This window comes from Pseudomonas promysalinigenes (assembly GCF_014269025.2).
GTDB classification, from domain to species: Bacteria; Pseudomonadota; Gammaproteobacteria; order Pseudomonadales; family Pseudomonadaceae; genus Aquipseudomonas; species Aquipseudomonas promysalinigenes.
This window is the reverse complement of record NZ_CP077094.1, coordinates 5007523-5032692: the sequence shown is the minus strand read 5'-3', so window position 1 is coordinate 5032692 and position 25170 is coordinate 5007523. Positions and strand designations below refer to the sequence as shown.

Here is a 25170-nt window from a genome sequence, read left to right as displayed (position 1 = left end):
TACATGGCAGGCGCAAAAGAGATTCGCAGTAAGATTGCGAGCATCAAAAGCACGCAAAAAATTACCAGCGCCATGGAGAAAGTGGCGGTCAGCAAAATGCGCAAGGCACAAATGCGCATGGCTGCTAGCCGTCCTTACGCGGAGCGTATCCGCCAGGTGATCGGTCATCTGGCCAACGCCAACCCGGAATACCGCCACCCGTTCATGATCGAGCGCCCTGTGAAGCGCGCCGGTTATATCGTGGTGAGCAGTGACCGTGGTCTGTGCGGTGGCTTGAACACCAACCTGTTCAAGGCCCTGGTCAAGGACATGAGCGTAAACCGCGAACAGGGCGTGGAAATCGACCTGTGCGTGATCGGCAGCAAGGGTGCGACTTTCTTCCGCATCTTTGGCGGCAACGTCGTAGCCGCGATCAGCCACCTGGGCGAAGAGCCATCGATCAACGACTTGATCGGCTCCGTCAAAGTGATGCTGGACGCCTACCTGGACGGCCGTATCGATCGCCTCTCGGTGGTTTCGAACAAGTTCATCAACACCATGACCCAAAAACCGACGGTCGAGCAATTGGTACCGTTGGTGGCAACCCCGGATCAGGATCTCAAGCATCACTGGGATTACCTGTACGAACCCGACGCAAAAGAGCTGCTGGACGGCTTGATGGTGCGTTACGTGGAGTCGCAGGTGTACCAGGCGGTGGTCGAGAACAACGCTGCTGAACAAGCGGCCCGGATGATCGCCATGAAGAACGCCACAGACAACGCCGGTGATTTGATCAAAGAGCTTCAGTTGATCTACAACAAGGCGCGTCAGGCTGCGATCACCCAGGAGATCTCGGAAATCGTCGGCGGCGCTGCCGCGGTTTAACGGTTCAAAAATTCAGAGGATCCAGCTATGAGTAGCGGACGTATCGTTCAAATCATCGGCGCCGTCATCGACGTGGAATTCCCACGTGACGCGGTACCGAGTGTTTACAACGCGCTGAAAGTACAAGGCGCGGAAACCACCCTGGAAGTTCAGCAGCAGCTGGGCGACGGTGTGGTTCGTACCATTGCGATGGGCTCGACCGAAGGCCTCAAGCGCGGTCTGGATGTCGTCGACTCCGGCGCTGCCATTTCCGTTCCTGTTGGTAAGGCCACCCTGGGCCGCATCATGGACGTACTGGGCAACCCAATCGACGAAGCCGGCCCAATCGGCGAAGAAGAGCGTCGCGGTATCCACCAGCCAGCGCCTTCGTTCGCTGACCAGGCAGGCGGCAACGACCTGCTGGAAACCGGCATCAAGGTTATCGACCTGGTTTGCCCGTTCGCCAAGGGTGGTAAGGTTGGTCTGTTCGGTGGTGCCGGTGTCGGCAAGACCGTAAACATGATGGAACTGATCCGTAACATCGCCATGGAACACAGCGGTTACTCCGTGTTCGCTGGTGTGGGTGAGCGTACTCGTGAGGGTAACGACTTCTACCACGAGATGAAGGACTCCAATGTTCTCGACAAGGTAGCGCTGGTCTACGGTCAGATGAACGAGCCACCAGGAAACCGTCTGCGCGTAGCGCTGACCGGCCTGACCATGGCTGAGAAGTTCCGTGACGAAGGTAACGACGTTCTGCTGTTCGTCGACAACATCTATCGTTACACCCTGGCCGGTACCGAAGTATCCGCACTGCTGGGCCGTATGCCTTCGGCAGTAGGTTACCAGCCGACCCTGGCTGAAGAGATGGGCGTTCTGCAAGAGCGCATCACCTCCACCAAGGAAGGTTCGATCACCTCCGTTCAGGCCGTATACGTACCTGCGGACGACTTGACCGACCCGTCGCCTGCGACCACCTTCGCCCACTTGGACGCCACCGTCGTTCTGTCCCGTGACATCGCCTCCCTGGGTATCTACCCAGCTGTCGACCCACTGGACTCGACTTCGCGCCAGCTGGACCCGAACGTGATCGGCACCGAGCACTACGAGACCGCTCGTGGCGTTCAGTATGTTCTGCAGCGCTACAAAGAGCTGAAAGACATCATCGCCATTCTGGGTATGGACGAACTGTCCGAAGCCGACAAGCAACTGGTAGCCCGCGCTCGTAAGATCCAGCGCTTCCTGTCGCAGCCGTTCTTCGTGGCCGAGGTCTTCACCGGCTCGCCAGGCAAGTACGTTTCCCTGAAAGACACCATCGCTGGCTTCAGCGGCATCCTCAAAGGTGACTACGACCACCTGCCAGAACAAGCGTTCTACATGGTCGGCAGCATCGACGAAGCGATCGAGAAAGCCAAGAAACTGTAATCCCGGCGCCCCGCAAGGGGCGCTAATCAGGTTGAGGCAAGCAGATGGCTATGACAGTCCATTGCGATATCGTCAGCGCGGAAGGAGAAATCTTCTCCGGCCTGGTCGAGATGGTAGTAGCGCACGGCAACCTGGGCGATCTTGGTATCGCTCCAGGCCACGCCCCGCTGATCACCAATCTCAAGCCTGGTCCGATCACGCTGACCAAGCAAGGTGGCGATCGTGAGGTGTTTTACATCTCCGGTGGCTTCCTCGAAGTGCAGCCAAACATGGTCAAGGTTCTTGCCGACACCGTGCAGCGCGCTGCCGACCTGGACGAAGCTCAGGCTCAGGAAGCCCTCAAGGCTGCTGAGAACGCCCTGAACGCGAAAAGCTCGGACTTCGACTACGGTGCTGCCGCCGCACGCCTGGCCGAGGCTGCAGCTCAACTGCGAACCGTCCAGCAATTGCGCAAAGGCAAGTAATCCGGCCAAGCCGCTTACTTCCGTTGCGATTGAGTTAAAGGGTAGCCTCGGCTACCCTTTTTCTTTTTCTGAATTTCTTCTCAGGTCACGCCCCTGACCGCCCAGGATTGGTAGCCAGTCAATGTCCCTCGATATCGTTATTCTTGCCGCCGGCCAAGGCACCCGCATGCGCTCGGCGCTGCCCAAGGTGCTGCACCCTGTTGCCGGTAACTCCATGCTCGGCCACGTTATCCACAGTGCGCGCCAGCTCCAGCCTCAAGGCATCCACGTGGTGATCGGCCACGGCGCCGAGCAGGTGCGTGAGCGTTTGGCCGCCGATGACCTGAATTTCGTCATGCAGGACAAACAGCTGGGTACTGGCCATGCTGTTGCTCAAGCGTTGCCGGCGATCACTGCCGACACAGTGCTGGTGCTCTACGGTGACGTGCCGCTTATAGAAGTGGAAACCCTGCAGCGTCTGCTGGCCAAGGTCAGCGATAAGCAGCTAGGCCTGCTCACCGTCACTCTGCAGGACCCCACAGGCTATGGCCGCATCGTGCGCAACGACGAAGGCGAGGTTACCGCTATCGTCGAGCACAAAGATGCCAGTGAAGAGCAGAAGGCGATCAAGGAAGGCAATACCGGTATCCTGGCCCTCCCAGCGGCGCGCCTGGCCGACTGGATGGGCCGGCTGTCGAACAACAACGCCCAGGGCGAGTACTACCTTACTGACGTCATCGCTATGGCTGTGGCCGATGGGCTGGTGGTCGCCACCGAGCAGCCCCACGACCCCATGGAAGTGCAGGGCGCCAATGACCGTCGCCAGTTGTCGGAGCTTGAGCGTCACTATCAACTGCGTGAGGGCCGCCGGCTGATGGCTCAGGGTGTGACCCTGCGCGACCCCGCACGCTTCGATGTCCGTGGCCAGGTCACAGTGGGCCGCGATGTGCTGATCGACATCAACGTTATTTTTGAGGGCAAGGTTGTCATCGAAGACGACGTACAGATCGGCCCGAACTGCGTGATCAAGGACAGCACCCTGCGCAAGGGCGCGATCATCAAGGCCAACTCTCATCTGGACGGTGCGGTGATGGGCGAGGGTAGCGATGCCGGCCCGTTCGCCCGCCTGCGCCCGGGTAGCGTACTGGATGCCAAAGCCCATGTGGGTAACTTCGTCGAATTGAAAAATGCCCATCTCGGTGAGGGCGCCAAAGCTGGGCACCTGACCTACCTGGGCGACGCCGAGGTGGGGGCACGTACCAATATCGGCGCAGGCACTATCACCTGCAACTACGATGGCGCCAACAAGTTCAAGACCGTGATGGGCGAGGACGTATTCATCGGCTCCAACAACTCGCTGGTCGCGCCTGTGGATATCAAGAGTGGTGCGACGACCGCCGCCGGTTCGACTGTTACTCAGAACGTCGAAGCAGGCCAGTTGGCCGTCGCTCGCGCCCGCCAACGCAATATCGATGGCTGGAAACGTCCCGAGAAGATCGTGAAGGGCTGAGTTATACACAGCGGGTTCGATAAGAAGCCGACTTATGTGAATAAGTCGGCTTTTTTGTTGTCGTGATTCTTGAAGAAGCGGATTTATCCGCGATGAGCCTCACATTGCATCGGCAGGCCAGCATTCAAGGATAAAACCTGCACCTACGGGGCCGATTCGTCGGAATAAACTTATCCACAGCTTGACGGCGCCACGATCTTAGGTTTTGATTGCGATCATTATCTTTCGAATCGAAACTTAAGCGCTCATGTCGAAACGTAACACTCCTCAGCGTCGTCACAATATCCTTGCCTTGCTCAACGAACAGGGTGAGGTGAGTGTGGATGCTCTGGCACGGCGATTCGAAACTTCTGAAGTGACCATCCGCAAGGACCTCGCGGCCTTGGAGGCCAATGGCCTGCTGCTTCGCCGTTACGGTGGAGCCGTTCCCGTACCCCAGGAGATGCTCGTGGAAACCGCCCAACCGGTGTCGGCTTACAAAAAAGCCATCGCCCGCGCAGCGGTCGCCCGAATTCGCGAACACGCCCGCATCATCATCGACAGCGGTAGCACCACCGCCGCCATGATTCCTGAACTGGGACGTCAACCCGGCTTGGTGGTGATGACCAACTCGTTGAACGTCGCCCGCGCCATCAGCGAACTGGAGCACGAACCGGTGCTGCTGATGACCGGCGGCACCTGGGACCCGCATTCAGAATCATTTCAAGGCCAGGTCGCAGAGCAGGTGCTGCGCTCCTACGATTTCGACCAGCTGTTCATTGGTGCCGATGGCATCGACCTGCAGCGAGGTACCACCACGTTCAACGAGCTGCTCGGCTTGAGCCGAGTGATGGCGGAAGTTGCCCGTGAAGTGATCGTGATGGTCGAGTCCGATAAGGTCGGGCGCAAAATCCCCAACCTCGAGCTGCCCTGGGGCAGCGTGCATACCCTTATTACAGACGAACGCCTGCCCGCAGCGGCACGTGAACAAATTCAAGCTCGCGGCATCAACCTGATCTGCGCCGCGATCAGCCAGGAGCAATAACTATGTGTGGAATCGTTGGTGCCGTAGCCGAGCGTAACATCACAGCCATTCTCATCGAAGGCCTCAAGCGTCTTGAGTACCGCGGGTACGACAGTGCCGGCCTGGCCGTGTATACCCAGCAGGGCGAGCTGCAGCGCCGCCGCCGCATCGGCAAAGTCGCTGAATTGGAAGCCGCGGTAGCTGCCGAGCCGCTCAATGGCCAGCTGGGTATCGCCCACACCCGCTGGGCTACTCATGGCGCACCGACCGAGGGTAATGCTCACCCGCATTTCTCCAACAGTGAAGTGGCGGTTGTCCATAACGGCATCATCGAAAATCACGAAGAGCTACGCGAAGAGCTCAAAGCGCTGGGCTATGTGTTCAGCTCGCAGACCGATACCGAAGTCATCGTTCACCTGATCCACCACACGCTCAAGAGCAACCCGGACATCGCCGAGGCCCTCAAAGCTGCGGTCAAGCGCCTGCATGGCGCCTACGGCCTGGCCCTGATCAGCATCAAGCAGCCTGATCGCCTGGTGGCCGCACGCAGTGGCAGCCCGCTGGTGATCGGCCTAGGCCATGGGGAAAACTTCCTCGCGTCCGACCAATTGGCCCTGCGCCAGGTCACCGACCGCTTCATGTATCTGGAGGAGGGCGATATCGCCGAGATCCGCCGCGACCAGGTGAAGATCTGGGACCAGAGCGGCTTGCCGGTACAACGTGAGACCGTGCAGTACCACGAAGGCGCCGAAGCCGCCGACAAGGGCGCATACCGCCACTTCATGCTCAAAGAAATCCACGAGCAGCCAGCCGTGGTGCAGCGCACGCTCGAAGGCCGCCTGGGCAAGGACCACGTGATGGTTCAGGCTTTCGGCCCGCAGGCCGAGCAGCTGTTCGCCAAGGTTCGCAACGTGCAGATCGTCGCCTGTGGTACCAGCTACCATGCAGGCATGGTTGCTCGTTACTGGCTCGAAAGCCTGGCCGGTATCCCATGCCAAGTTGAAGTGGCTAGCGAGTTCCGCTACCGCAAGGTGGTGGTGCAGCCTGATACCCTGTTCGTCTCCATCTCCCAGTCCGGCGAAACCGCCGACACCCTGGCCGCCCTGCGCAATGCCAAGGAACTGGGTTTCCTCGGTAGCCTGGCGATCTGCAACGTGGGTATCAGCTCGCTGGTTCGCGAGTCGGACCTCACCCTGCTGACCCTGGCCGGCCCGGAAATCGGCGTGGCATCGACCAAGGCATTCACCACTCAGCTGGTCTCGCTGATGCTGCTGACCCTGGCCCTGGGCCAAGTGCGTGGCACCCTCGAAGCTGGCGTAGAAGCTGGGCTGGTGGAAGAACTCCGCCGCCTGCCTGCGCGCCTGGGCGAAGCCTTGGCCATGGACAGCACCGTAGAGAAAACCGCCGAGCTGTTCGCCGACAAGCACCACACCCTGTTCCTCGGCCGTGGCGCGCAATACCCGGTGGCCATGGAAGGTGCGCTGAAGCTCAAGGAAATCTCTTACATCCATGCTGAAGCCTACCCAGCAGGCGAGCTCAAGCACGGCCCGCTGGCGCTTGTGGATAACGACATGCCAGTGGTCACTGTGGCGCCGAACAACGAGCTGCTGGAAAAGTTAAAGTCCAACCTGCAGGAAGTGCGTGCCCGTGGTGGCGAGTTGGTGGTGTTCGCGGATGAGAACGCCGGTATGAGTAATGGCGAAGGCACCCATGTGATCAAAGTGCCGCACATCGTCGATGAACTGGCGCCGATTCTTTATACCATTCCGCTGCAGTTGCTCTCGTACTATGTTGCGGTGCTTAAAGGGACCGATGTTGACCAGCCGCGTAACTTGGCGAAGTCGGTGACGGTGGAGTAGGGCGCATAGTGTTCCGGAGCAGTTGGTTTCCGACAATAAAAGCGGTACCGCGACAATAAAAGCTGTCATGCGCGACCGCAGCCTTCTGTAGGGGCCGCGGTCGCGTGAGTCGGCACCACTCAGTTACGTTATCCAAGCAATCTCAGCATGCTCTCCATACCGCGTCTGCAAATTCAGCCTGAAGAGTCGATTCGCTCGTATCTGGAACGTTCTTTGTTCCTCAGCTGGGACTCTCATGCTGTCGACGACATCCGTAAACTTCAAAATAAGGTTCAGATTCTTCAAATCTGACCTGAAAGAAATTTCGGTTTTCTCGGGTGGGGTGGAAGCTACTGTTTCGATCGGCTGCATTTGAGCTCGGCGCGCAGCCTGCGCAGTTCGGCCTGCTGATCACTGTCTTGCTGACGCTGCTCTTGGGGCTTGCTGTAGACCTTGATCCAGGCGTGAAGGCTGTGTACGGACATCCCCAGCCGCTGGGCGACCTCGGCCACAGGTTTGCCTTCTCGGTCACTCGCTTGACCGCTTCGATCTTGAATTCTTTGGAGTAACGCTGGTGACTCATGGCACCTCCTATTTGGGCCTCATTTGAGGCTTGGAGGTGTCTAAGAAACCAGGCGCGAATCATTCAGCCGAGCCGAGCTTATCCCTACGTCACTCCTCGCAGGTGCAAGTCTAGCAATCAATCGCGCTTTGATAGATTCTGATAGAGCGACATCGGAACATCAATCAAATGGGATCAGCATGGTAAGCAAATCAGGGGAGTCTCTCGGCGGTCAGCGTGGGGGAGGTTCGAAAAAATCACTCAGCCCAACCTTAATCGATGTCGCCAAAGTCGCCGGCGTATCTCCCATCACTGTGTCTCGGGCACTGCATCGTCCTGAGGTAGTGAGCAAGGCTGCACGAGAGAAGGTTTTGACTGCTGTACGCCAAGTCGGGTACGTCTCGAACATGCTTGCCGGCAGCTTGGCGAGCAACAAGAGCCGCCTGGTTGCGATCCTGCTTCCAACTATTGCCAACTCGATCTTTGCCGACACAGTCCAAGCACTCATGGACTCGCTCACATCCGCTGGCTACCAAACACTTCTCGGACTCACTGGCTATTCCGCTGAGCAGGAAGAAAAGCTGATCGGCGCGTTGCTTGGCCGTCGTCCGGACGGGATCGTGCTCACTGGCACCCTGCATACCGAAGCCAGTCGTCAGCGGTTAGCTCAATCAGGTATTCCAGTAGTTGAGTCTTGGGATCTTAGTGAGAACCCACTGGACATGCAGGTAGGCTTCTCTCATGAAGCCGTTGGTGAGGCAATTGCACGCCACCTCATGGGCAAAGGGTATCAGCGTTATGGCGTCGTAAGCCTTGGCGACCCACGTGGTCTACGCCGCTGCAATAGCTTGGTCGCCGAGCTGGCACGTCACGGCTGCAGCAATGTGCCAACGGTAATCATGCCCCCGCCTGCTACGTTGGAGGTTGGCCGTGCAGGGCTGTGCCAACTCCTGGACGAAGGACACCATCCTCAAGTCATAGTTTGCAGCTCCGACACGGTCGCGCAGGGGGTACTGGCAGAGGCAGCTAGTCGAAACCTACGAGTTCCTGAAGATCTCGCAATCATGGGCTTCGGCGACTTGAGCAGCGCGGCTCAAGTGCATCCCCCCCTTTCTACGGTGCGCGTCGATGGCAAGTTTATCGGCGAGCAGATTGCCAAGGCCCTGCTAGACAGATTCCGCTATCCGGCAAGCAGTCACGAGCCGATTAGGGTCGACACAGGATTCCGCTTAATCGACCGTCAGAGCACCTGATACATCTTCATCACTTTTTTGAAAGCGACGAATGTGCTCTTGAATGATTGCGCAATCATTGTAAGATCAAAAACACGGTCACCTGCTGCCTACCTGCCGGTGGCTGTTTTTCGATCCAAAAATGGTTGCGCAATCATTGCGTAATCACAACCAGGGCCGAACATCACAACAAGGAAAACAACAGTGATCACTCCATCCTCAGAGGTGGCTAGGACAAATGTCCGCTACCTAATCCTGGCGATGATCTTCATCGTCACCGTATTCAATTATGTTGACCGCGCCACCCTGTCGATTGCCGCACCGGCAATGCGGGCTGACCTCGGCTTTGACGCCGTGACTATGGGCATCGCTTTCTCGGCATTTGGCTGGGCATATACTGCGATGCAGCTGCCCGGTGGTGTAATTCTTGACCGATTCGGGTCGCGTCTGGTGCTGGGCCTGAGCCTCATCATCTGGTCGAGCTTTACCTTTTTGCAGGGCTACGTCGACTTGTTCAGCTCGGCGTTTCTCGCGCTGTTCGTGCTTCGCTTCATGATGGGCGTGGCCGAGTCGCCGGCCTTCCCGGCCAACAATCGACTGACCGTAATGTGGTTCCCACGGCATGAGCGAGGTCTGGCCACGGCGATCTTCCAGTCGGCGCAATACTTCGCCTTGGCAGCGTTTACGCCGCTGATGGTGCTGCTGCTCAATAGCTTCGGCTGGCAACACGTGTTCTTCTGGACTGGCGGTGCCGGCATCCTAATTGGCCTGGCTTGGTTCAAATTTGTCCATGAGCCTCGCCGCGACAAACGCGTCAACCAGGCCGAACTGGACTACATCGAAAGCGGTGGCGGCCTGCCTGATATGGGTGATATCAAAACCCCCTTCAGCTGGGCGCGACTGCGTGATATTGCGGCCAACCGCATGATGGCCGGCATCTACCTGGGCCAGTTCTGCCTGACATCGATCACTTGGTTCTTCCTGACCTGGTTCCCCACCTACCTGATCGAAGCCAAGGGCATGACCCTCCTCAAGGTCGGACTAGTGGCAGCGATCCCACCTGTGGCTGGCTGCCTGGGCGGGATGATCGGTGGAGTATGGTCGGATTGGATGTTGAAGAAAGGTTTCAGCCTGACGGCTGCGCGCAAGACCCCAATCATCTGTGGCCTTCTACTGTCGAGCAGCATTGTAGTGGCCAATTACACCCAGTCGGTACCGCTCGTAATCTTGGTGATGTCCATAGCTTTCTTCGCAAAAGGCGTCGGCAACCTCGGATGGTGCATCGTCGGCGACATATCGCCCAAACGCGCCATGGGCACAAGCGGGGCGATGTTCAACTTCTGCGGCAACATCGCCAGCATCGTCACCCCCATCGCTATCGGCCTGTTGGTCAAGCAAGGCTCGTTTGATGCCGCGCTGGTCTACGTCGCTGCAATGGGCCTGCTAGGCGCCTTTGCCTACCTAGTCATCGTCGGGCCACTAACGCGTTTGGAGGTCGATGGCCTGGAAGACCCGGTTAGCTCATCCGACTCCAACCAACCTACCGTCTCTCAGCCTTTGCGTTGAAACATCACATTCGTCCATCAGGAGAGCCTCATGCTTACCCAAGAACAACAACATCTTTCCTCCGACCACGATCGCATTGCGTATGTGAAGGTCTCGTCAGTGTTCCTGCCACTGGCGAACCCAATCAGTGACGCCAAGGTACTCACTGGCCGACAAAAGCCAATGACTGAAATCGCGATATTGTTCGCTGAAATCGAAACAGAGGATGGGCACAAAGGTATAGGCTTCAGTTACTCCAAACGGGCAGGTGGACCAGGGCAATTTGCGCACGCCAAGGAGATCGCGCCTGCGCTGATCGGCGAAAATCCAAGTGACATTGCCAAATTGTGGACAAAGTTGTGCTGGGCCGGCGCTTCGGTGGGGCGGAGCGGACTTTCGACCCAGGCTATTGGTGCATTCGATGTAGCCCTGTGGGATCTCAAAGCAAAACGAGCCAATTTGTCGCTCTCTCGCCTGCTTGGTGCTCAACGTGATTCGGTGCGCTGCTACAACACCTCCGGAGGTTTCCTACACACCCCGCTCGACCAACTGTTGAAAAACACTGATCTTTCCCGTGAGAAAGGTATCGGTGGCATTAAGCTGAAGGTAGGCCAACCTGACTGCTCGATTGACCTCCATCGTGTGAGTACCGTTAGGGAACATCTGGGTGAGAACTTCCCCTTGATGGTCGATGCGAACCAACAATGGGACAGACCTACCGCCCAACGGATGTGCCGGCGATTCGAAGAATTCAACCTGGTATGGATCGAAGAGCCACTCGATTGCTATGACGCCGAAGGCCACGCGGCCCTTGCTCAGCAATTCGATACTCCAATCGCGACCGGTGAAATGCTGACCAGCGTGGCTGAGCACGCTGAATTCATCAAATTGCGCGGCGCAGACTACCTCATGCCAGACGCACCTCGTGTAGGCGGTATCACGCCATACCTGAAGGTGGCAGCGTTGGCAGAACAGGCTGGGGTGATGATTGCTCCACACTTTGCGATGGAGCTGCATGTGCATTTGGCGGCGACCTACCCTACAGAGCCATGGGTGGAGCACTTCGAATGGTTGGAACCGCTGTTCAACGAGCGACTGGAAACGCGTAATGGCCGCATGATTGTCCCGACCCGGCCTGGTCTGGGCCTGTCGCTCAGCGAGCAGGTGAAAACATGGACCGCCCAGATCGCAGAGGTTGGCAAACGCCCCTGAACAACCTCGCCAGCTACCGCTAATTTGAGTACTTGCTGACTCATATTATCGGTAAGCGTCCGGCGAACTCATCCTTCGAACTCCAGCTTTAAGGGCGATGGTGTCCGTGTATTTTTAAGTGGACGCCATCACCCTTATCGCCAGGATTTCCATGCGCCAACGGGCCTCTTAGACGCGTGCTTGACGCAGTGAATGGCCGGTGGGCTATCGACTGGTATAGCTTTCGCATGATAGAGGCTCTGGCCGGTGTCCTTAGAGGACAGCCTTGCCAATGCAGCGCACAGCCCAACGGACGAATGGCCCGAGTCGATGAAGAATGGTGGGCAAGGGAGCTTCTATCACACTTAGGGATAACTACGGCTATTCATGCCCGGCCAGAAGCGTTCGCAGCGCATCGCCAACGGCGCTTTTTCCTACGTTGTTGGGCCCGACCAGAACTTTCAACCCGGGGTGAAATTTCAGTTTTGTGTCACGCAGCATGCGGAAGTTTTTATGGTGAGTTCAGCGAGGTACATGAAGATCGTTTAATGTTCCATGCTGGCGAGAATGGAATCGATGAGGATTGTACGTTTTCCGATCATAAGGAGGTGAAATGCTAAAAATTCTGGGCAAGGCTTCTTCGATCAATGTTCGCAAGGTGGTTTGGACATGTGCCGAGTTGCAGATTCCCTTCGAGCGACAGGACTGGGGCTCTGGCTTCAGGAACACCGATACACCCGAATTCACTGCGCTGAACCCCAACGCAATGGTGCCGGTAATCGACGACGAGGGGTTCGTAATGTGGGAGTCCAACACGATCATTCGATACTTGGCGAACCGGGAAAATGCCATTCATCTTTATCCGGCAGAGGCGAAACCCAGAGCCCGGGTGGACCAGTGGATGGATTGGCAGGCTAGCGACTTCAATAAGTCTTGGGGCTATGCCTTCATGTCGCTAGTCAGAAAAAGTGTTACCCATCAGGACCCAGAAGCTCTGGCGCTAGGGTGTCGTGAATGGACTAGGCACATGGCGATTCTGGACAGACAGCTCGACAAAACGGGGGCGTACGTCAGTGGTTGCGAGTTCTCCCTGGCGGATATCCCGATCGGCCTTTCGGTGAACCGCTGGTTCGAAACGCCGCTGACCCACCCGGACTTTCCTGCGGTTAGTGCCTATTACGAGCGCCTGAGTGAGCGTACCGGCTTCCGGCTGCATGGCCGCAACGGCACGCCGTGAAGGGCACGTTCAAGGAAACCTAGGCTTATGTGGGGATATATTGCGCTCTATGTGCTGTTCGCAGCGGGCATCTATTGGTTGGATCGTAGTATTCATCGGCCGCTTTTCGTCCGAACTCAGAACCGACACTTTCGCTGGAAACTGAATTTCAATGTCAAACACTGGGCCGTCGACGAGTATCTCGCTGCGATGGTTATGACCTGTGCGTTTGTCTTGCAGGTCATGATGATGCTTCAGTGGTTGGGCAGCACACTTGATAAAACCTTGGCGAAGTGGATATTCGCGGTGCTCAGCCTGGGGTCGATAATGCTGGCTGTACGCTTGCTACGGCTGGTAGAGCGTTATACCCGGCACAAGGGATGGTTGACGGTACTGGCCGCATTGCTGACGGTAGCGGTGGGCCTCGTAGCCAGCGCTGAAGCTGACGCTTTCATCCTCGGGCAGACGCGTATCGAGCCGGGGCAGTTTCCCGGTGCACAGAAAACCCTGACATTCGTCTATTTGGTTTACATCTGGTATCTGGCAGCGAGTTTACTCCTGGCGATGGTGATGTTAATCGGTGCCTTGGTATTCGGCATGATGGCGCCGGCTTTCAAACAGCGTGTAAGGCGTAGCCACACTACTGCTATTTGCTGGAATCTTTTCGTACCCAGCTCGGACGGGTTCCGGCGCCAGTGGGTGAATGCATCGTGCGTGCTAGGCGTGATTTATACCGCCGTGATCCTTCTTGCGTTCTCCGAAGTAGTCAACAGCAAGCTCCGGTGGGCGTCACACGAGTTGTTGGTTTATGCGTCTTTTCACCTAGGCCCCGAAGACTGCGCGATGACTGGGTTACCTGCTGGCACACGGCTGGCGCTGTTGGCCGAAGGCGGGGTAGTAGTCGCCGAACCTGCAGGGGAGATGTATCGCTACAAAGAGCAGGCATGCTCGCTGCAGTCGCTTGAGCAAGTAGAGGCGGCGCGAGATGAACGAATCAGAGCAGCCAGATCCATTGATGATTACTTTTGAAAAGTATTGCTGGTTTGCCTGATCAACATGCCGGCTTTCATCGCAGCATCAGCAGCCTAACGGCCAAACCAGGGCTAAAGGTGAGAGCCGCTTGTGGTCGAAAGCAAGGCCGTTTTCCAAGCGTTCCTGAAACCCAAATACGACGCGCGCCAGAGGGTGAAGCAGGCTTCACCCATGCAGCCCACCGTCCGATGTCAGACCACGAACCGCGTTACCAGCTGATTCAAATTGATGGCCAATTGCGACATCTCACTGCTGGCGCTCGCCGTCTGGCTCGCACCGGCTGCGCTTTGCGAAGCCAGGTCGCGAATGCGCAGAAGGTTCTGGTCCACTTCACGCGCTACGTGGGACTGCTCCTCGGAGGCTGTGGCGATTTGCAGGTTACGTTCGTTGATCTGCGTGATCGCACTGGCGATTTCATCCAATGAGCTGCTCGCCTCCTGGGCGATACTCAGGGACTGGGTGGCCAGGTCACGGCTGGTATTCATCGCCTGAACCGCCTGCTCGGAGTCGGCCTGAATGGTTGCGATCATCTGTTCGATCTCTTGGGTCGACAACTGGGTGCGGTGTGCCAGCGCCCTGACTTCGTCTGCGACCACGGCAAAACCTCGGCCCTGTTCACCTGCGCGAGCCGCCTCGATTGCCGCATTCAGAGCCAGCAGGTTGGTTTGCTCGGCGATGCCGCGGATCACCTCGACGACTTTGGAGATATCTTGCGCGCGATCCGACAGGCCTTGGATTTGCTCGCTGGTCTGCTCCACGTTGCCGCTGAGCCGTTGAATCGACTTCAAGGTCTGCGCCACCCGCTCCTGACCACTTTGGGTGAAGCCTTGGGTACGTTTGGAGTCTTGCGAGGCGGATTCTGCATTACGAGCGACTTCATCCACGGCTGCGCTCATTTCGGTCACAGCCGTCGCCGCCTGGTTGACCTCGTCATTCTGAGCGACCAGGCCACGGCTGGAAGCCTCCGTCACCGCTGTCATTTCCTCGGAGGCCGAGGCCAACTGAGTGGATGAGTCCGAGATCTGCACAATGGTATTGCGCAAGTTCTCTTGCATCTGCGCCAACGCCTTGAGCAGCCGGCCTGCTTCATCGGCCCCAGTGACCTTCACGTCCTTGGACAGGTCACTGTTGGCGATGCGCTCAGCCACGGACAACGCATCGCTGATGGGGGAGACGATGCTTCGGGTCAGCAGCAGTGCTAGGCCCATGGTCAGCAGCACCACCCCGACAATGATCCCGATCACCAGCCAGCGACCTGTGGAGTAGAGGTTGGCTGCGGTCTGGCCCGCTTGTGCGGCCCCTTTGTCGTTGAAATCGGTAAGTTGATCGATCTGGTCTTCCATGGTGCTGGTCAGCGGACGAATGCTAGTGGCTACCAGATTGACGGCCTCAGCGATGTTGCCCGCGCTCATCAAGGGCACCAGCTGATCGAGCTGCTGCTGATAGGCCTGCGCGCTGGTTTTGACCGCAGAAAATAGGGTGCGCTCCTGATCGCTGGCAATCAGCGGCTCGTAGTTGGCTACGGCGTCCGACATTTCCTTGCGGTACTCAGGGAAGCTTTCCAGGGTTTTTTGAAGGCTACGGGGGTCTGCGATGGCGCGCTGAGTTTCCAAGCGCAGACGCAGCATCGAGGCGTTCATCACCGAGGTTTGGCGAATACTGGCCATCCAGTTGAGCTCGACGTCTTTTTCGATGTCCCGCAGGTTGCTCATTTGGGCGACTGCGAACACCCCAAGCACAACAACGAGCCCCACGATCAAGGAGAAGAACAGCGCTGCTCGCGGCGCCAAGTTGAGGTTTCTAACGTTCACGGACGGACTCCAAGACAAATGATGGCGGGCTGCCCCAGTTGTATCGGTTCGCTTCGCGGAAATTTGAGAGGGAGGAGGGCTTAAAAGAACTGGCTTCAAAGCTAGCCATGATCCAGGACAGCGCGCCGCCTTTGGCAGTTCTCGCACCTCAAGCCGCGCTTGCACGCGAGGCTTCACACACTGATTGATCTCATTCACGCATCAATTAATGAAAAATGAACGATTATCTCCAGCGCCGCTTTCGACGATCATTCCAGAAATAAGCACTTACAATTATTAAGAAACGCTGGAGATCCATCATGAGTCTGCCGTCAAGCTCGGTTTCCGAGGGCAAGTCCAAAGCCGGTATGGTCTTTCGGGTAACGTCCGGAAATTTCCTCGAACAGTTCGACTTCTTCCTGTTCGGCTTCTATGCCACCCACATCGCGGCGGCGTTCTTCCCCGCGTCCAACGAATTCGCGTCGCTGATGATGACCTTCGCCGTGTTCGGCGCAGGCTTCCTGATGCGCCCGCTGGGTGCCGTGATCCTGGGTGCTTACATCGACGACGTTGGCCGGCGCAAAGGGTTGATCGTCACCCTGGCGATTATGGCCAGCGGGACATTGCTGATCGTACTGGTGCCCAATTACGCCAGCATTGGCTTGCTTGCCCCTGCCTTGGTGCTGATTGGGCGCTTGCTGCAAGGCTTCTCGGCAGGTGCCGAGCTCGGTGGTGTGTCGGTATACCTGGCCGAGATGGCAACGCCGGGTCACAAGGGCTTCTACGCCAGCTGGCAATCGGCTAGCCAGCAGGTGGCGATCGTCGTCGCCGCGGCGCTGGGCTTTGCCCTCAACGAATGGCTGACCCCAAGCGAAATCTCCGATTGGGGCTGGCGCGTGCCGTTCGCCATCGGCTGCATGATCATTCCGGTCATCTTCCTGCTGCGTCGCAGCCTGCAGGAAACCGAGGAATTCGCCGCCCGCAAGCACCGTCCAACCATGAAGCAGGTGCTGGCTACCCTGGCTGCCAACTCCAGTATCGTGGTCTTCGGCATGCTGATGGTGGCCATGACCACCACCGCGTTCTACATGATTACCGTGTATGCGCCGACCTTCGGCAAGACCGTGCTGCAACTGAGCACCGGCGACGCATTGCTGGTGACCCTGCTCACGGCAGTTTCGAACTTCATCTGGCTACCCATCGGTGGCGCCATCAGTGACCGTGTAGGCCGCAAGCCGCTGCTGCTGGCGATGTCGCTGATGACCTTGATTACCGCGTACCCCGCGCTGACCTATCTGGCGCAGTCGCCCACCTTCGGTCACATGCTCGAAGTGCTGTTGTGGTTCTCGTTCCTGTACGGCATGTACAACGGCGCGATGATCCCGGCGCTGACCGAGATCATGCCGGTGGAGGTGCGCGTGGCAGGTTTCTCGCTGGCTTACAGCCTGGCGACTGCTCTGTTCGGTGGTTTCACCCCGGCAATCTCCACGTGGATGATCCACGTTACCAATGACAAGGCCGCTCCAGCTTACTGGATGATGTTCGCCGCGCTCTGTGCATTCGTCGCTACCTGGATGCTCTACCGTCGCCTGGCGCATCGTGCAGCGGTGGCCGCATGAGGACTTCAATGAAAGCGTTGCTCGCCGCGACATTGCTCGCAACCTGCAGCCTGGCACAGGCTGCAGAACTGACTGTCATGACCTCGGGCGGTTTCACCGCCGCCTACAAAGAACTGGGGCCAAAGTATGCCGCGAAAAGCGGTGATACCTTGGTCACCGTGCTGGGCCCGTCCATGGGTAAGGCGCCTGAGGCTATCCCCAATCGCCTGGCACGCGGCGAGCACGCCGATGTGGTGATCATGGTCGGCTACGCGCTGGACGAGTTGATCCGCCAAGGCAAGGTTGACCCATCATCGCGCGTCGAGCTTGCCGACTCTCGCATCGGTATGGTGGTCAAACAAGGGCAAGCCAAACCTGCCATCGGCACCCCGGACGAGCTGAAAAAGACCTTGCTGGCTGCCCGCTCGGTTGGCTACTCGGACAGCGCCAGTGGCGTGTATATCGAGAAGGAGTTGTACAAGAAGCTAGGCATCCAGGCCAAGCTTGCTCCAAAAAGCACCATGGTCGAGCGTGTGCCTGTGGCCTCGCAAGTTGCTCAGGGAACCTATGAACTGGGCTTCCAGCAGGTCGCCGAGCTGCTGCCCGTACCGGGTGTGACCTACGTAGGCAAGATTCCGGAAAGCCTGCAATCGGTCACCCGCTTCGCCGCCGGCATCCCTAAAGCCGCAGAGCACCCCGCCGAAGCTAAGCAGTTCCTCCAGTACCTGGCCTCGCCCCAGGTCCAGCCTGCGGTGCAGGCCACTGGGCTGGATTCAGTCGCCAGGTAAAACGCCAGGCAGTTCACGGATCAGCCTGATCATTTCCAGTGCCGCAGGTGTCAGCGTACGCCCTCGGCGCCGGAGCAGCCCCATCGTCCGGCTGACCTGTGGCTCGACCAGCGCAACGCTGGCGAGTATCGGATGGGGAGCCATCGGCAGGGCAATCGATGGCACTGCCGCAATACCCAGCCCCGCCTCGATCAAGCCCAGCAGGGTGGTTACGTGCCGAGCCTCGCATACGCTGTCTTTGCTGGTCTGCATCCCGGCCAGGGCTCGATCCAGCACCAGGCGGTTGCCCGAGGCTTTGTTCAAGGTGATGTAGTCGTGTTCATAGGCCTGCGCCCATGTCACCGACTGCGCTTTGGCCAAAGGATGATCGTGCCGACAGGCGATGACGTAGCGCTCTTCCAGCAACACGCTGAATTCGATCTCTGGGGCCAGGTTGCCGGTGAAGCTCAGGCCGAAGTCCGCTTCGCCCGATGCTACGGCGGCGCTGACTTCGTTGGCGGAAGCGTCATACAGATTGAGCCGCACTTTAGGGTATTGCGCGTGGAAGGCGCGGATTGCATGGGGCATGAAGTAGTAGGCCGCCGACGGTACGCACGCGATGGTCAGCGTACCGGTGCGCAGCGAGCCACCGTCGCCCACGCTCAGCAGCGCCAGGTCCAGGTCGTCGAGCAGTCGCTCGACTTGAGGCAGGAAGGCACGCCCCACATTGGTCAGCGAAACTTTGCGCGTAGTGCGCTCGAGTAGCTTGACCCCCAGTGCCGATTCAAGTTTTTCGATGCGCCGGCTCAGTGCCGACTGCGTGATACGAATGGTCTCTGCGGCGCGGCGGAAACTGCCTTGCTCTACCACAGCGCGGAAAGCCTGCAGGTCGTTCAGATCGAAGTTGATGCTCACCCGGTGGGCTCCGCTGGTTTGATCGAAAGCGTGCATCAATGGTATTTCGAAAAAACCGGCGGAGCCAGCAGCCTCAGATTTGCATGGCCATGCCGTGCACATTCATCGCAGCCTGACGCAGAGCCTCTGAGCGGGTAGGGTGGGGGTGGCAGATCAGGGCAATGTCCTCAGCGGAGGCTGCAAACTCCATGGCCACGCAGAATTCGCCGATCATTTCGCTCACGCTTGGGCCGACCAAATGCACGCCCAGCACTTCGTCGGTGTTGGCATCGGCAATGACCTTGGCGAAGCCTTCGGTTTCATGATTGATCTTGGCGCGGCTGTTGGCCGTGAACGGGAACTTGCCAACCTTGTAGGACCGGCCTTCGGCTTTGAGTTGCTCTTCAGTCTTGCCCACGGTAGCCATTTCAGGGCGGGTGTAGATCACGCCAGGGATCAGATTGTAATTCACCTCATGCGGCTTACCGGCGATGCGCTCGATGCAGGCTACCGCTTCGTCCTCAGCCTTGTGCGCCAGCATTGGCCCAGAGGTAACGTCCCCGATCACCCACAGGCCAGGGACTGAGGTGCGATGGTGCTCGTTGCTCAACATACCGCGCTTGTCAGGTTGAAGGCCCACGCTTTCCAGATTAAGACCTTGGGTATACGGACGGCGCCCGATGGCGACCAATACATAGTCGGCCTGAAGGGTCTGCGCGGGGCCACCAGCGGCCGGTTCGAGGGTGAGGTTGACACCCTCGGCGTCAGTCTTGGCCTGGGTGACCTTGCTGCCCAGTTTGAATGCCATGCCCTGCTTGGCCAGCGCTTTTTGCAGGGTCTTGGCGGTTTCTTCATCAGTACCAGGGCAGATGCGATCGAGGTATTCGATGACGGTGACTTGAGCACCCAACCGACGCCACACCGAACCCAGCTCCAGGCCGATCACGCCTGCCCCGATCACCACCAGGTGCTTGGGCACCTGTGGCAGGGCAAGGGCGCCGGTAGAGTCGATGATGCGCTGGTTGTCCACGTTCACCCCTGGCAGGGGAGTAGGCTCGGAGCCAGTGGCGATGACGATGTCCTTGGCTTGCAGCGCGGTTTCGCTGCCGTCCTCTGCCTTGACGATGACCCTGCCGGCGCCATCCAGGCGGCCCCAGCCTTTGACCCAGTCCACCTTGTTCTTGCGGAACAGGTATTCGATGCCCTTGGTCAGGCCGGCCACGCTCTCGTCTTTCTGTTTCATCATCTGAGCAAGATTCAGCGTTGGCTTGACCTCGATGCCGAGGTGAGCGAATTCATCGCCACTGGCGGCCTCGTAAAGCTCGGAGGCATGCAGCAATGCTTTGGACGGCATGCAACCGACATTCAGGCAAGTGCCACCTAGGGTTGGGCGGCCTTCCACGCACGCCACGCTCAGGCCCAATTGGCCCGCACGGATTGCTGCGTTATAGCCGCCAGGACCGCCGCCGATGATCACTACGTCGTAGGATTTCATGGGTGTGTACTCCAGATGAGGAAGCGCGAGAGGGGCATAAGATTAAGCTGAGAAGGTTGGATTGTATACAATCTAGGGGTTGCGACTGACCAGCTCGCTCTAGACTTTGGTCTGCACTACAGGAAACATCCCACGAATGAACTACTCTTTTCCGGCGACGTTCGAAATATCAGGCGTCGTGGCCTATTAGGGAATGGAGGGGTGATTCATGCTTGCTCAACTTCCACCGGCACTGCAGAGCCTGCATCTGCCGCTGCGGCTCAAACTGTGGGACGGTAATCAATTCGATCTGGGCCCAAGCCCCCAGGTCACGATCCTGGTCAAGGAGCCTCAGTTGATCAGCCAGTTGACCCATCCAAGCATGGACCAGCTGGGCACCGCATTTGTGGAGGGCAAGCTGGAGCTGGAAGGCGATATTGGCGAAGCCATCCGGGTGTGTGACGAACTCAGTGAAGCGTTGCTGGTTGATTCGGATCAAGCGCCGCCTCAGCGCCTTGCCCACGACAAGAGCACGGATGCCGAGGCCATTTCTTACCACTACGACGTCTCCAACGCGTTTTACCAACTGTGGCTCGATCAAGACATGGTCTATTCGTGTGCCTACTTCCGCGAGCCGGACAACACACTCGATCAAGCCCAGCAGGACAAGTTCGACCATCTGTGCCGCAAACTACGCCTTGATGCTGGCGAATACCTATTGGATGTGGGCTGTGGCTGGGGCGGGCTGTCGCGTTTTGCTGCTCGCGAATACGGCGCCAAAGTGTTCGGCATCACCTTGAGCAAGGAGCAGCTGAAGCTGGGCCGCGAGCGGGTAAAGGCCGAGGGCTTGGCGGACAAAGTTGATCTGCAGATTCTCGATTATCGTGACCTTCCTCAGGACGGCCGCTTCGACAAAGTGGTGAGCGTTGGTATGTTCGAGCATGTCGGGCACGCCAACTTGGCGCTGTATTGCCAGAAGCTGTTCGGGGCAGTGCGCGAGGGTGGGGTGGTGATGAACCACGGCATCACTGCCAAGCATATCGACGGCCGACCTGTGGGGCGTGGAGCAGGTGAGTTCATAGACCGGTACGTTTTCCCCCATGGTGAATTGCCTCACCTTTCAATGATCAGTGCCAGCATCTGTGAAGCAGGGCTCGAGGTGGTGGACGTTGAAAGCCTGCGTTTGCACTACGCCAAGACACTGCATCACTGGAGCGCGAACCTGGAGAATCAATTGCATAAGGCAGCCGCACTGGTGCCTGAGAAGACCCTGCGCATCTGGCGCTTGTACCTGGCCGGTTGTGCCTATGCATTCGAGAAGGGCTGGATCAACTTGCATCAGATTCTAGCCGTGAAACCTTACGCCGATGGGCACCATGACCTGCCTTGGACGCGTGAAGACCTTTACCGCTGAACCTGAAGGGGCCGCGTAAGCGGCCCCTTCAGCATTCAGAGGATAGGTGAAATCAGCCTCGCGATGCGCATACCCAGCTGTTGCACCCTGTGGGTGTCACGGCTGTCCTCTGCAGTGATCTCCCGAGCTTGCGCAAAGTCGTCCAGCAACATCGCCTCCACTTGATCGGCGAAGGTACGGTCTACAGTGAGCAAGGTGATTTCGAAATTGAGCCTGAATGAACGGTTGTCCAGGTTGGCACTGCCGACCGCACTCACCTCGTCATCCACCAGTACAACCTTCTGGTGCAGAAAACCCGGCTGATAGCGAAACATACGCACGCCAGCCCGAACTGCTTCGAATGCGAAAAGGCTTGATGCCGCGTAGACGATTTTATGGTCGGGGCGCGCGGGGATCAGTACCCGTACGTCCACCCCGCGCAGTACCGCCAGACGCAACGCCGCAAACACGGCTTCATCAGGGATGAAATAGGGCGTGGTGATCCACACGCGCTTGGTTGCCGACTGAATAGCTTCGATGAAAAACAGCGAGCAGGTTTCCTGCGGGTCCGCTGGCCCACTGGCAAGGGCCTGGCAGAGCACGCCATTGTCAGGATAGGTATCGGGCAGTATCAAAGGGGGCAGCTCGCGGGTTGCCCAGTACCAATCTTCGGCAAACGATTCTTGCAGGCAAGCCAGAACTGGCCCCTCGATCTGAACATGAGTATCGCGCCAGGGTGACAAGACTCGGTGTTTGCCTAGGTACTCATCACCCACATTGTGACCCCCGACAAAACCGATCAGGCCATCGATCACAACGATTTTGCGGTGATTGCGGAAATTTACCTGCAGGCGATTGAACCACCCGCGGCGTGTAGCGAAAGCATGAATCTGTACACCGCCATCACGTAGCACTTGGCTATAGCTGGCGGGTAATGCGTGGCTGCCCACCCCGTCGTACAGAACAAAAACTTGCACCCCTTCTGCCGCCTTACGCAGCAGCAATCGCTGAAGGGCCTGGCCCAATTCGTCATCATGGATGATGAAGAATTGCACCAGCACGACTTCGCGAGCCTGCTCGATGGCATTGAATATGGCATCGAAGGTGGCCTGACCATTGACGAGCAACCTGACTTGGTTGTTCGCCAGGCACGGCATCCGTCCCAGTTTTGGCATGGCGCGCAACGCGGCGTAGCTTTCTGACTCTCTGGCGGTCAGCGCTTCCTCCACCCACGGCCGCCAGTTCAGGTTGGCCATGGCAACGTGCATTTCCTGGTTGGCCTGGCGCCGAGCTTTGATGTAAGCGTTGAATGAGCGAGCCCCGAAAACCAGATAAGGAATCAGTGTGAAATAAGGTATGAAGAACAGTGACATCGCCCACGCGATTGCTCCTTGTGCGGTGCGCACGGTGAACACCGCATGCAACGCGGCGATGATCCCGAGCAAGTGAATCAGCCCGAGCACATAGCCGAAGAAGTAGGGGCTGTGGTAATCCATACGCATCCTGCCTGCCGAATACACAGCAGGTAACAGAACACGTTCCAGGTCTGCCTGCAACCTGAAAGCGGATTTGGCGTCTAACCCTGAGTCCGGCTCGATGGCCGGTTTTTCGAGGAGCGTTGTTTCATGAAAATTCGTCTTCCACTGTTGGCTCTGGCGTTGGGCCTGAGCAGTCCACTGGTACATGCACAGATGTTGCAACCTGGCCTGTGGGAGCTAACCACCAGCAATATGCAGGTCGATGGCAAGCCGTTACCTGACATGCAGTTCATGCTGGGCCAGTTGAAGAATCTACCGCCTGAACAGCGGGCCATGATGGAAGGGATGCTGGCCAAGCAGGGCGTCACCATAGGTGGCAATGGTGTGCGCTCGTGCCTGACGCCTGAACAGGTGCAGACCAACGACATTCCTTTGCAAGACCCTAAATCTGGCTGCACTCAGAAGATCACCGACCGTACAGATAATGTCTGGAAGTTTCAGTTCAGTTGCCCCAAAGCCCAAGGTACCGGGCAGGCAACCTTCCTCAGCGACAAGGAATTCACTACGCAGGTCAATGGCACATTCAATGCCTCGGGTGTTCAGCAGCAAGGCAGCATGAATACCCGAGCTGTGTGGCTTGGCAATGACTGTGGAACGGTCAAGCCACGTACTTGAGATTCACCACTGCCATTGGCTGGCGGCGACCGCATCGTGGGCATGCAGGCTTTCTGCATGCACCACACGTAGCTTGAACGCCGTGGCCCACTCCAACGCACGTAGCGCTTTATGCAAGCGCCTTGCGGCGTCCTCACAAAACATTAGGTTCTGCCCATTCGCCAACGCGAAGGCTTGTTCATCTGCGCGTTTTACTGCCGTCTGCACGGCGGTGCCAAGGCTGGCTTCGACCTGATCGATAAGCTCCTTGATAGGTAATGCAGCGAGATTGTTCTTCAGACGAACTTCGATCTGCGCCTCGCTCCGCTGGCTGTGGGGCGTGGCTACAATCCCTTCACTGCTGCCTAACCACTGCACCACTGCCTCGCGTTCGAGCGATTGCTCCGGGAAGTCTGCCTCGAACTGCTGCTGGATGAGTTGCCTGGCCAGCGCTGCCGAGCAAGGGCAAGTCGAGGAATAGGGCACACCGACAGATAGTTCCACGTGGAACATTTCATTCTCAATCTTGGCGCGCAGCGTGATTGGATAGTGCTTCCAGCCGGCGAGTGGGCTGATCAACGCAGGCCTTTTGAGAAGATAGTCAAAGCTAAGGTCGATGTACGCTGCGTCTGATAGACCTTCGTGGCTTGCAATAAAGTCTGCCAGCAGATGCCGCAGGGCCAAAGGGGTCAACGGCTGGTGTTCGAGCGATTCCAACGCAAGGTAGAGCCGAGACATATGGATACCCCTTGCTGTCCCATCGACCAGGCTGACGCCGGCACTGGCGATGGCCGCCATCGTTTGGCCGGCAAACTGGATGGGTAAAGCGATGCCGCTCATCCCGACCCAATCAAGTGGTGCGGTTTGCTCTTGGGGCTGTGTGGCGATGTCTGGAAGGGTCAGGCTAGTCATAGGGGTACCAGGCGTTGAGGTCAGCGACATCCGCCGACCAGGCTGCAATGCAAATTGAAACGTTGACCACTGGAGCTGGAGACACGGTTAAAGGTGGTCCAGCCAACGCGACGGCTATAGCCAAACCAAGCTTCACCATCGCTTGCCACGCCGGTGAATAACGTTAGTGAGCCGTAGCGGCTGTTGGTCTGCGCCCACAGCCGGCGTGTTTGGGTATCGAACCCGCGCAGGTAGAGCTGGGTACCTTCGGTACGCACGCTGTAGTAACTGCCCTTGTTATCCTGGCACGCCAGCAAGGTAGCGCTGCGGGTGCACAGCGCCAGTGAACTGCCTTGCGCTGATGCAACTGCAGGCAACGGCATCAGGCACA

General features: G+C 58.0%; 22 protein-coding genes and 1 pseudogene. 15 read left to right on the top strand and 8 right to left on the bottom strand.

Annotated elements, in window-relative coordinates; all coding sequences use genetic code 11:
- Window positions 1-3: 3 nt before the first annotated feature.
- The 6 genes from atpG to glmS all read left to right on the top strand — a co-directional run bounded on the left by atpG (window position 4) and on the right by glmS (window position 7083).
- A complete protein-coding gene (gene atpG / locus HU725_RS22785; RefSeq protein WP_054893005.1) occupies window positions 4-864 on the top strand; it encodes a F0F1 ATP synthase subunit gamma in 861 nt (286 codons plus the stop codon).
- A gap of 27 nt (window positions 865-891) precedes the next feature.
- Window positions 892-2268: a F0F1 ATP synthase subunit beta gene (gene atpD / locus HU725_RS22780; RefSeq protein WP_060477641.1), complete on the top strand. Its 1377-nt coding sequence runs from the start codon at window positions 892-894 to the stop codon at window positions 2266-2268.
- A gap of 44 nt (window positions 2269-2312) precedes the next feature.
- A complete protein-coding gene (locus HU725_RS22775) occupies window positions 2313-2732 on the top strand; it encodes a F0F1 ATP synthase subunit epsilon (RefSeq protein WP_011536500.1) in 420 nt (139 codons plus the stop codon).
- A gap of 121 nt (window positions 2733-2853) precedes the next feature.
- Entirely contained in the window at window positions 2854-4221 is a 1368-nt protein-coding gene (gene glmU / locus HU725_RS22770; RefSeq protein WP_186476118.1) for a bifunctional UDP-N-acetylglucosamine diphosphorylase/glucosamine-1-phosphate N-acetyltransferase GlmU, read from the top strand.
- Between the two features lie 247 nt (window positions 4222-4468).
- A complete protein-coding gene (locus HU725_RS22765) occupies window positions 4469-5245 on the top strand; it encodes a DeoR/GlpR family DNA-binding transcription regulator (RefSeq protein ID WP_060477639.1) in 777 nt (258 codons plus the stop codon).
- 2 nt (window positions 5246-5247) lie between these two features.
- The gene (gene glmS / locus HU725_RS22760) at window positions 5248-7083 is read left to right on the top strand and encodes a glutamine--fructose-6-phosphate transaminase (isomerizing) (protein ID WP_186476119.1); all 1836 of its coding nucleotides are present in this window, start codon (window positions 5248-5250) and stop codon (window positions 7081-7083) included.
- A gap of 350 nt (window positions 7084-7433) precedes the next feature.
- On the opposite strand, the pseudogene HU725_RS22755 reads toward glmS, so the two are convergent.
- A pseudogene (locus HU725_RS22755) lies at window positions 7434-7645 on the bottom strand (transposase); the annotation flags it as partial.
- 179 nt (window positions 7646-7824) lie between these two features.
- Between HU725_RS22755 and HU725_RS22750 the strand changes: the two are divergent.
- The 3 genes from HU725_RS22750 to HU725_RS22740 all read left to right on the top strand — a co-directional run bounded on the left by HU725_RS22750 (window position 7825) and on the right by HU725_RS22740 (window position 11613).
- A complete protein-coding gene (locus HU725_RS22750) occupies window positions 7825-8877 on the top strand; it encodes a LacI family DNA-binding transcriptional regulator (protein WP_186476120.1) in 1053 nt (350 codons plus the stop codon).
- Between the two features lie 183 nt (window positions 8878-9060).
- The gene (locus tag HU725_RS22745; RefSeq protein WP_186476121.1) at window positions 9061-10422 is read left to right on the top strand and encodes an MFS transporter; all 1362 of its coding nucleotides are present in this window, start codon (window positions 9061-9063) and stop codon (window positions 10420-10422) included.
- Between the two features lie 30 nt (window positions 10423-10452).
- Window positions 10453-11613 carry an L-talarate/galactarate dehydratase gene (locus tag HU725_RS22740; protein WP_186476122.1) on the top strand — a complete coding sequence of 387 codons (1161 nt, stop codon included), beginning with the start codon at window positions 10453-10455 and terminating at the stop codon, window positions 11611-11613.
- 360 nt (window positions 11614-11973) lie between these two features.
- Here the strand turns inward: HU725_RS22740 and HU725_RS22735 are convergent, their stop codons facing one another.
- Window positions 11974-12093, bottom strand: a complete 120-nt coding sequence (locus tag HU725_RS22735) for an AAA family ATPase (protein WP_225915506.1) — start codon at window positions 12091-12093, stop codon at window positions 11974-11976.
- 112 nt (window positions 12094-12205) lie between these two features.
- On the opposite strand from HU725_RS22735, the gene HU725_RS22730 reads away from it, so the two are divergent.
- Window positions 12206-12829, top strand: a complete 624-nt coding sequence (locus tag HU725_RS22730) for a glutathione S-transferase family protein (protein WP_186476123.1) — start codon at window positions 12206-12208, stop codon at window positions 12827-12829.
- Between the two features lie 27 nt (window positions 12830-12856).
- On the top strand, window positions 12857-13837 hold the full coding sequence (locus tag HU725_RS22725; protein ID WP_186476124.1) for a hypothetical protein: 981 nt from the start codon (window positions 12857-12859) through the stop codon (window positions 13835-13837).
- Window positions 13838-14031: 194 nt separating this feature from the next.
- Here the strand turns inward: HU725_RS22725 and HU725_RS22720 are convergent, their stop codons facing one another.
- Window positions 14032-15630 (bottom strand): methyl-accepting chemotaxis protein, encoded by a 1599-nt coding sequence (locus HU725_RS22720; protein WP_437180339.1) that lies wholly within the window; start codon window positions 15628-15630, stop codon window positions 14032-14034.
- 320 nt (window positions 15631-15950) lie between these two features.
- On the opposite strand from HU725_RS22720, the gene HU725_RS22715 reads away from it, so the two are divergent.
- Complete coding sequence (locus tag HU725_RS22715) at window positions 15951-17249, top strand: MFS transporter (protein WP_186476126.1); 1299 nt, start codon at window positions 15951-15953, stop codon at window positions 17247-17249.
- Window positions 17250-17257: 8 nt separating this feature from the next.
- Window positions 17258-18016 (top strand): substrate-binding domain-containing protein, encoded by a 759-nt coding sequence (locus HU725_RS22710; protein ID WP_437180301.1) that lies wholly within the window; start codon window positions 17258-17260, stop codon window positions 18014-18016.
- Here the strand turns inward: HU725_RS22710 and HU725_RS22705 are convergent.
- Both HU725_RS22705 and lpdA read right to left on the bottom strand, forming a co-directional pair.
- Window positions 18002-18910, bottom strand: a complete 909-nt coding sequence (locus HU725_RS22705; protein WP_186476128.1) for a LysR family transcriptional regulator — start codon at window positions 18908-18910, stop codon at window positions 18002-18004. The two genes, HU725_RS22710 and HU725_RS22705, sit on opposite strands and share 15 nt — an antisense overlap.
- Before the next feature lie 73 nt (window positions 18911-18983).
- The gene (gene lpdA / locus HU725_RS22700) at window positions 18984-20384 is read right to left on the bottom strand and encodes a dihydrolipoyl dehydrogenase (protein ID WP_186476129.1); all 1401 of its coding nucleotides are present in this window, start codon (window positions 20382-20384) and stop codon (window positions 18984-18986) included.
- A 208-nt stretch (window positions 20385-20592) separates the two neighbouring features.
- Between lpdA and cfaB the strand changes: the two genes are divergently transcribed.
- Window positions 20593-21777: a C17 cyclopropane fatty acid synthase CfaB gene (gene cfaB, locus HU725_RS22695; protein ID WP_186476130.1), complete on the top strand. Its 1185-nt coding sequence runs from the start codon at window positions 20593-20595 to the stop codon at window positions 21775-21777.
- A gap of 35 nt (window positions 21778-21812) precedes the next feature.
- Here the strand turns inward: cfaB and cls are convergent, their stop codons facing one another.
- Complete coding sequence (gene cls, locus HU725_RS22690) at window positions 21813-23252, bottom strand: cardiolipin synthase (protein ID WP_186476131.1); 1440 nt, start codon at window positions 23250-23252, stop codon at window positions 21813-21815.
- A 129-nt stretch (window positions 23253-23381) separates the two neighbouring features.
- Here cls and HU725_RS22685 point away from each other — a divergent pair, with 129 nt between their 5' ends.
- Complete coding sequence (locus HU725_RS22685) at window positions 23382-23909, top strand: DUF3617 domain-containing protein (protein WP_186476132.1); 528 nt, start codon at window positions 23382-23384, stop codon at window positions 23907-23909.
- Window positions 23910-23912: 3 nt separating this feature from the next.
- Here HU725_RS22685 and folE2 read toward each other — a convergent pair whose 3' ends face one another.
- The gene (folE2, locus tag HU725_RS22680; protein WP_186476133.1) at window positions 23913-24800 is read right to left on the bottom strand and encodes a GTP cyclohydrolase FolE2; all 888 of its coding nucleotides are present in this window, start codon (window positions 24798-24800) and stop codon (window positions 23913-23915) included.
- Between the two features lie 20 nt (window positions 24801-24820).
- Entirely contained in the window at window positions 24821-25162 is a 342-nt protein-coding gene (locus tag HU725_RS22675) for a glutamine synthetase (RefSeq protein ID WP_155500243.1), read from the bottom strand.
- Window positions 25163-25170 lie beyond the last annotated feature (8 nt).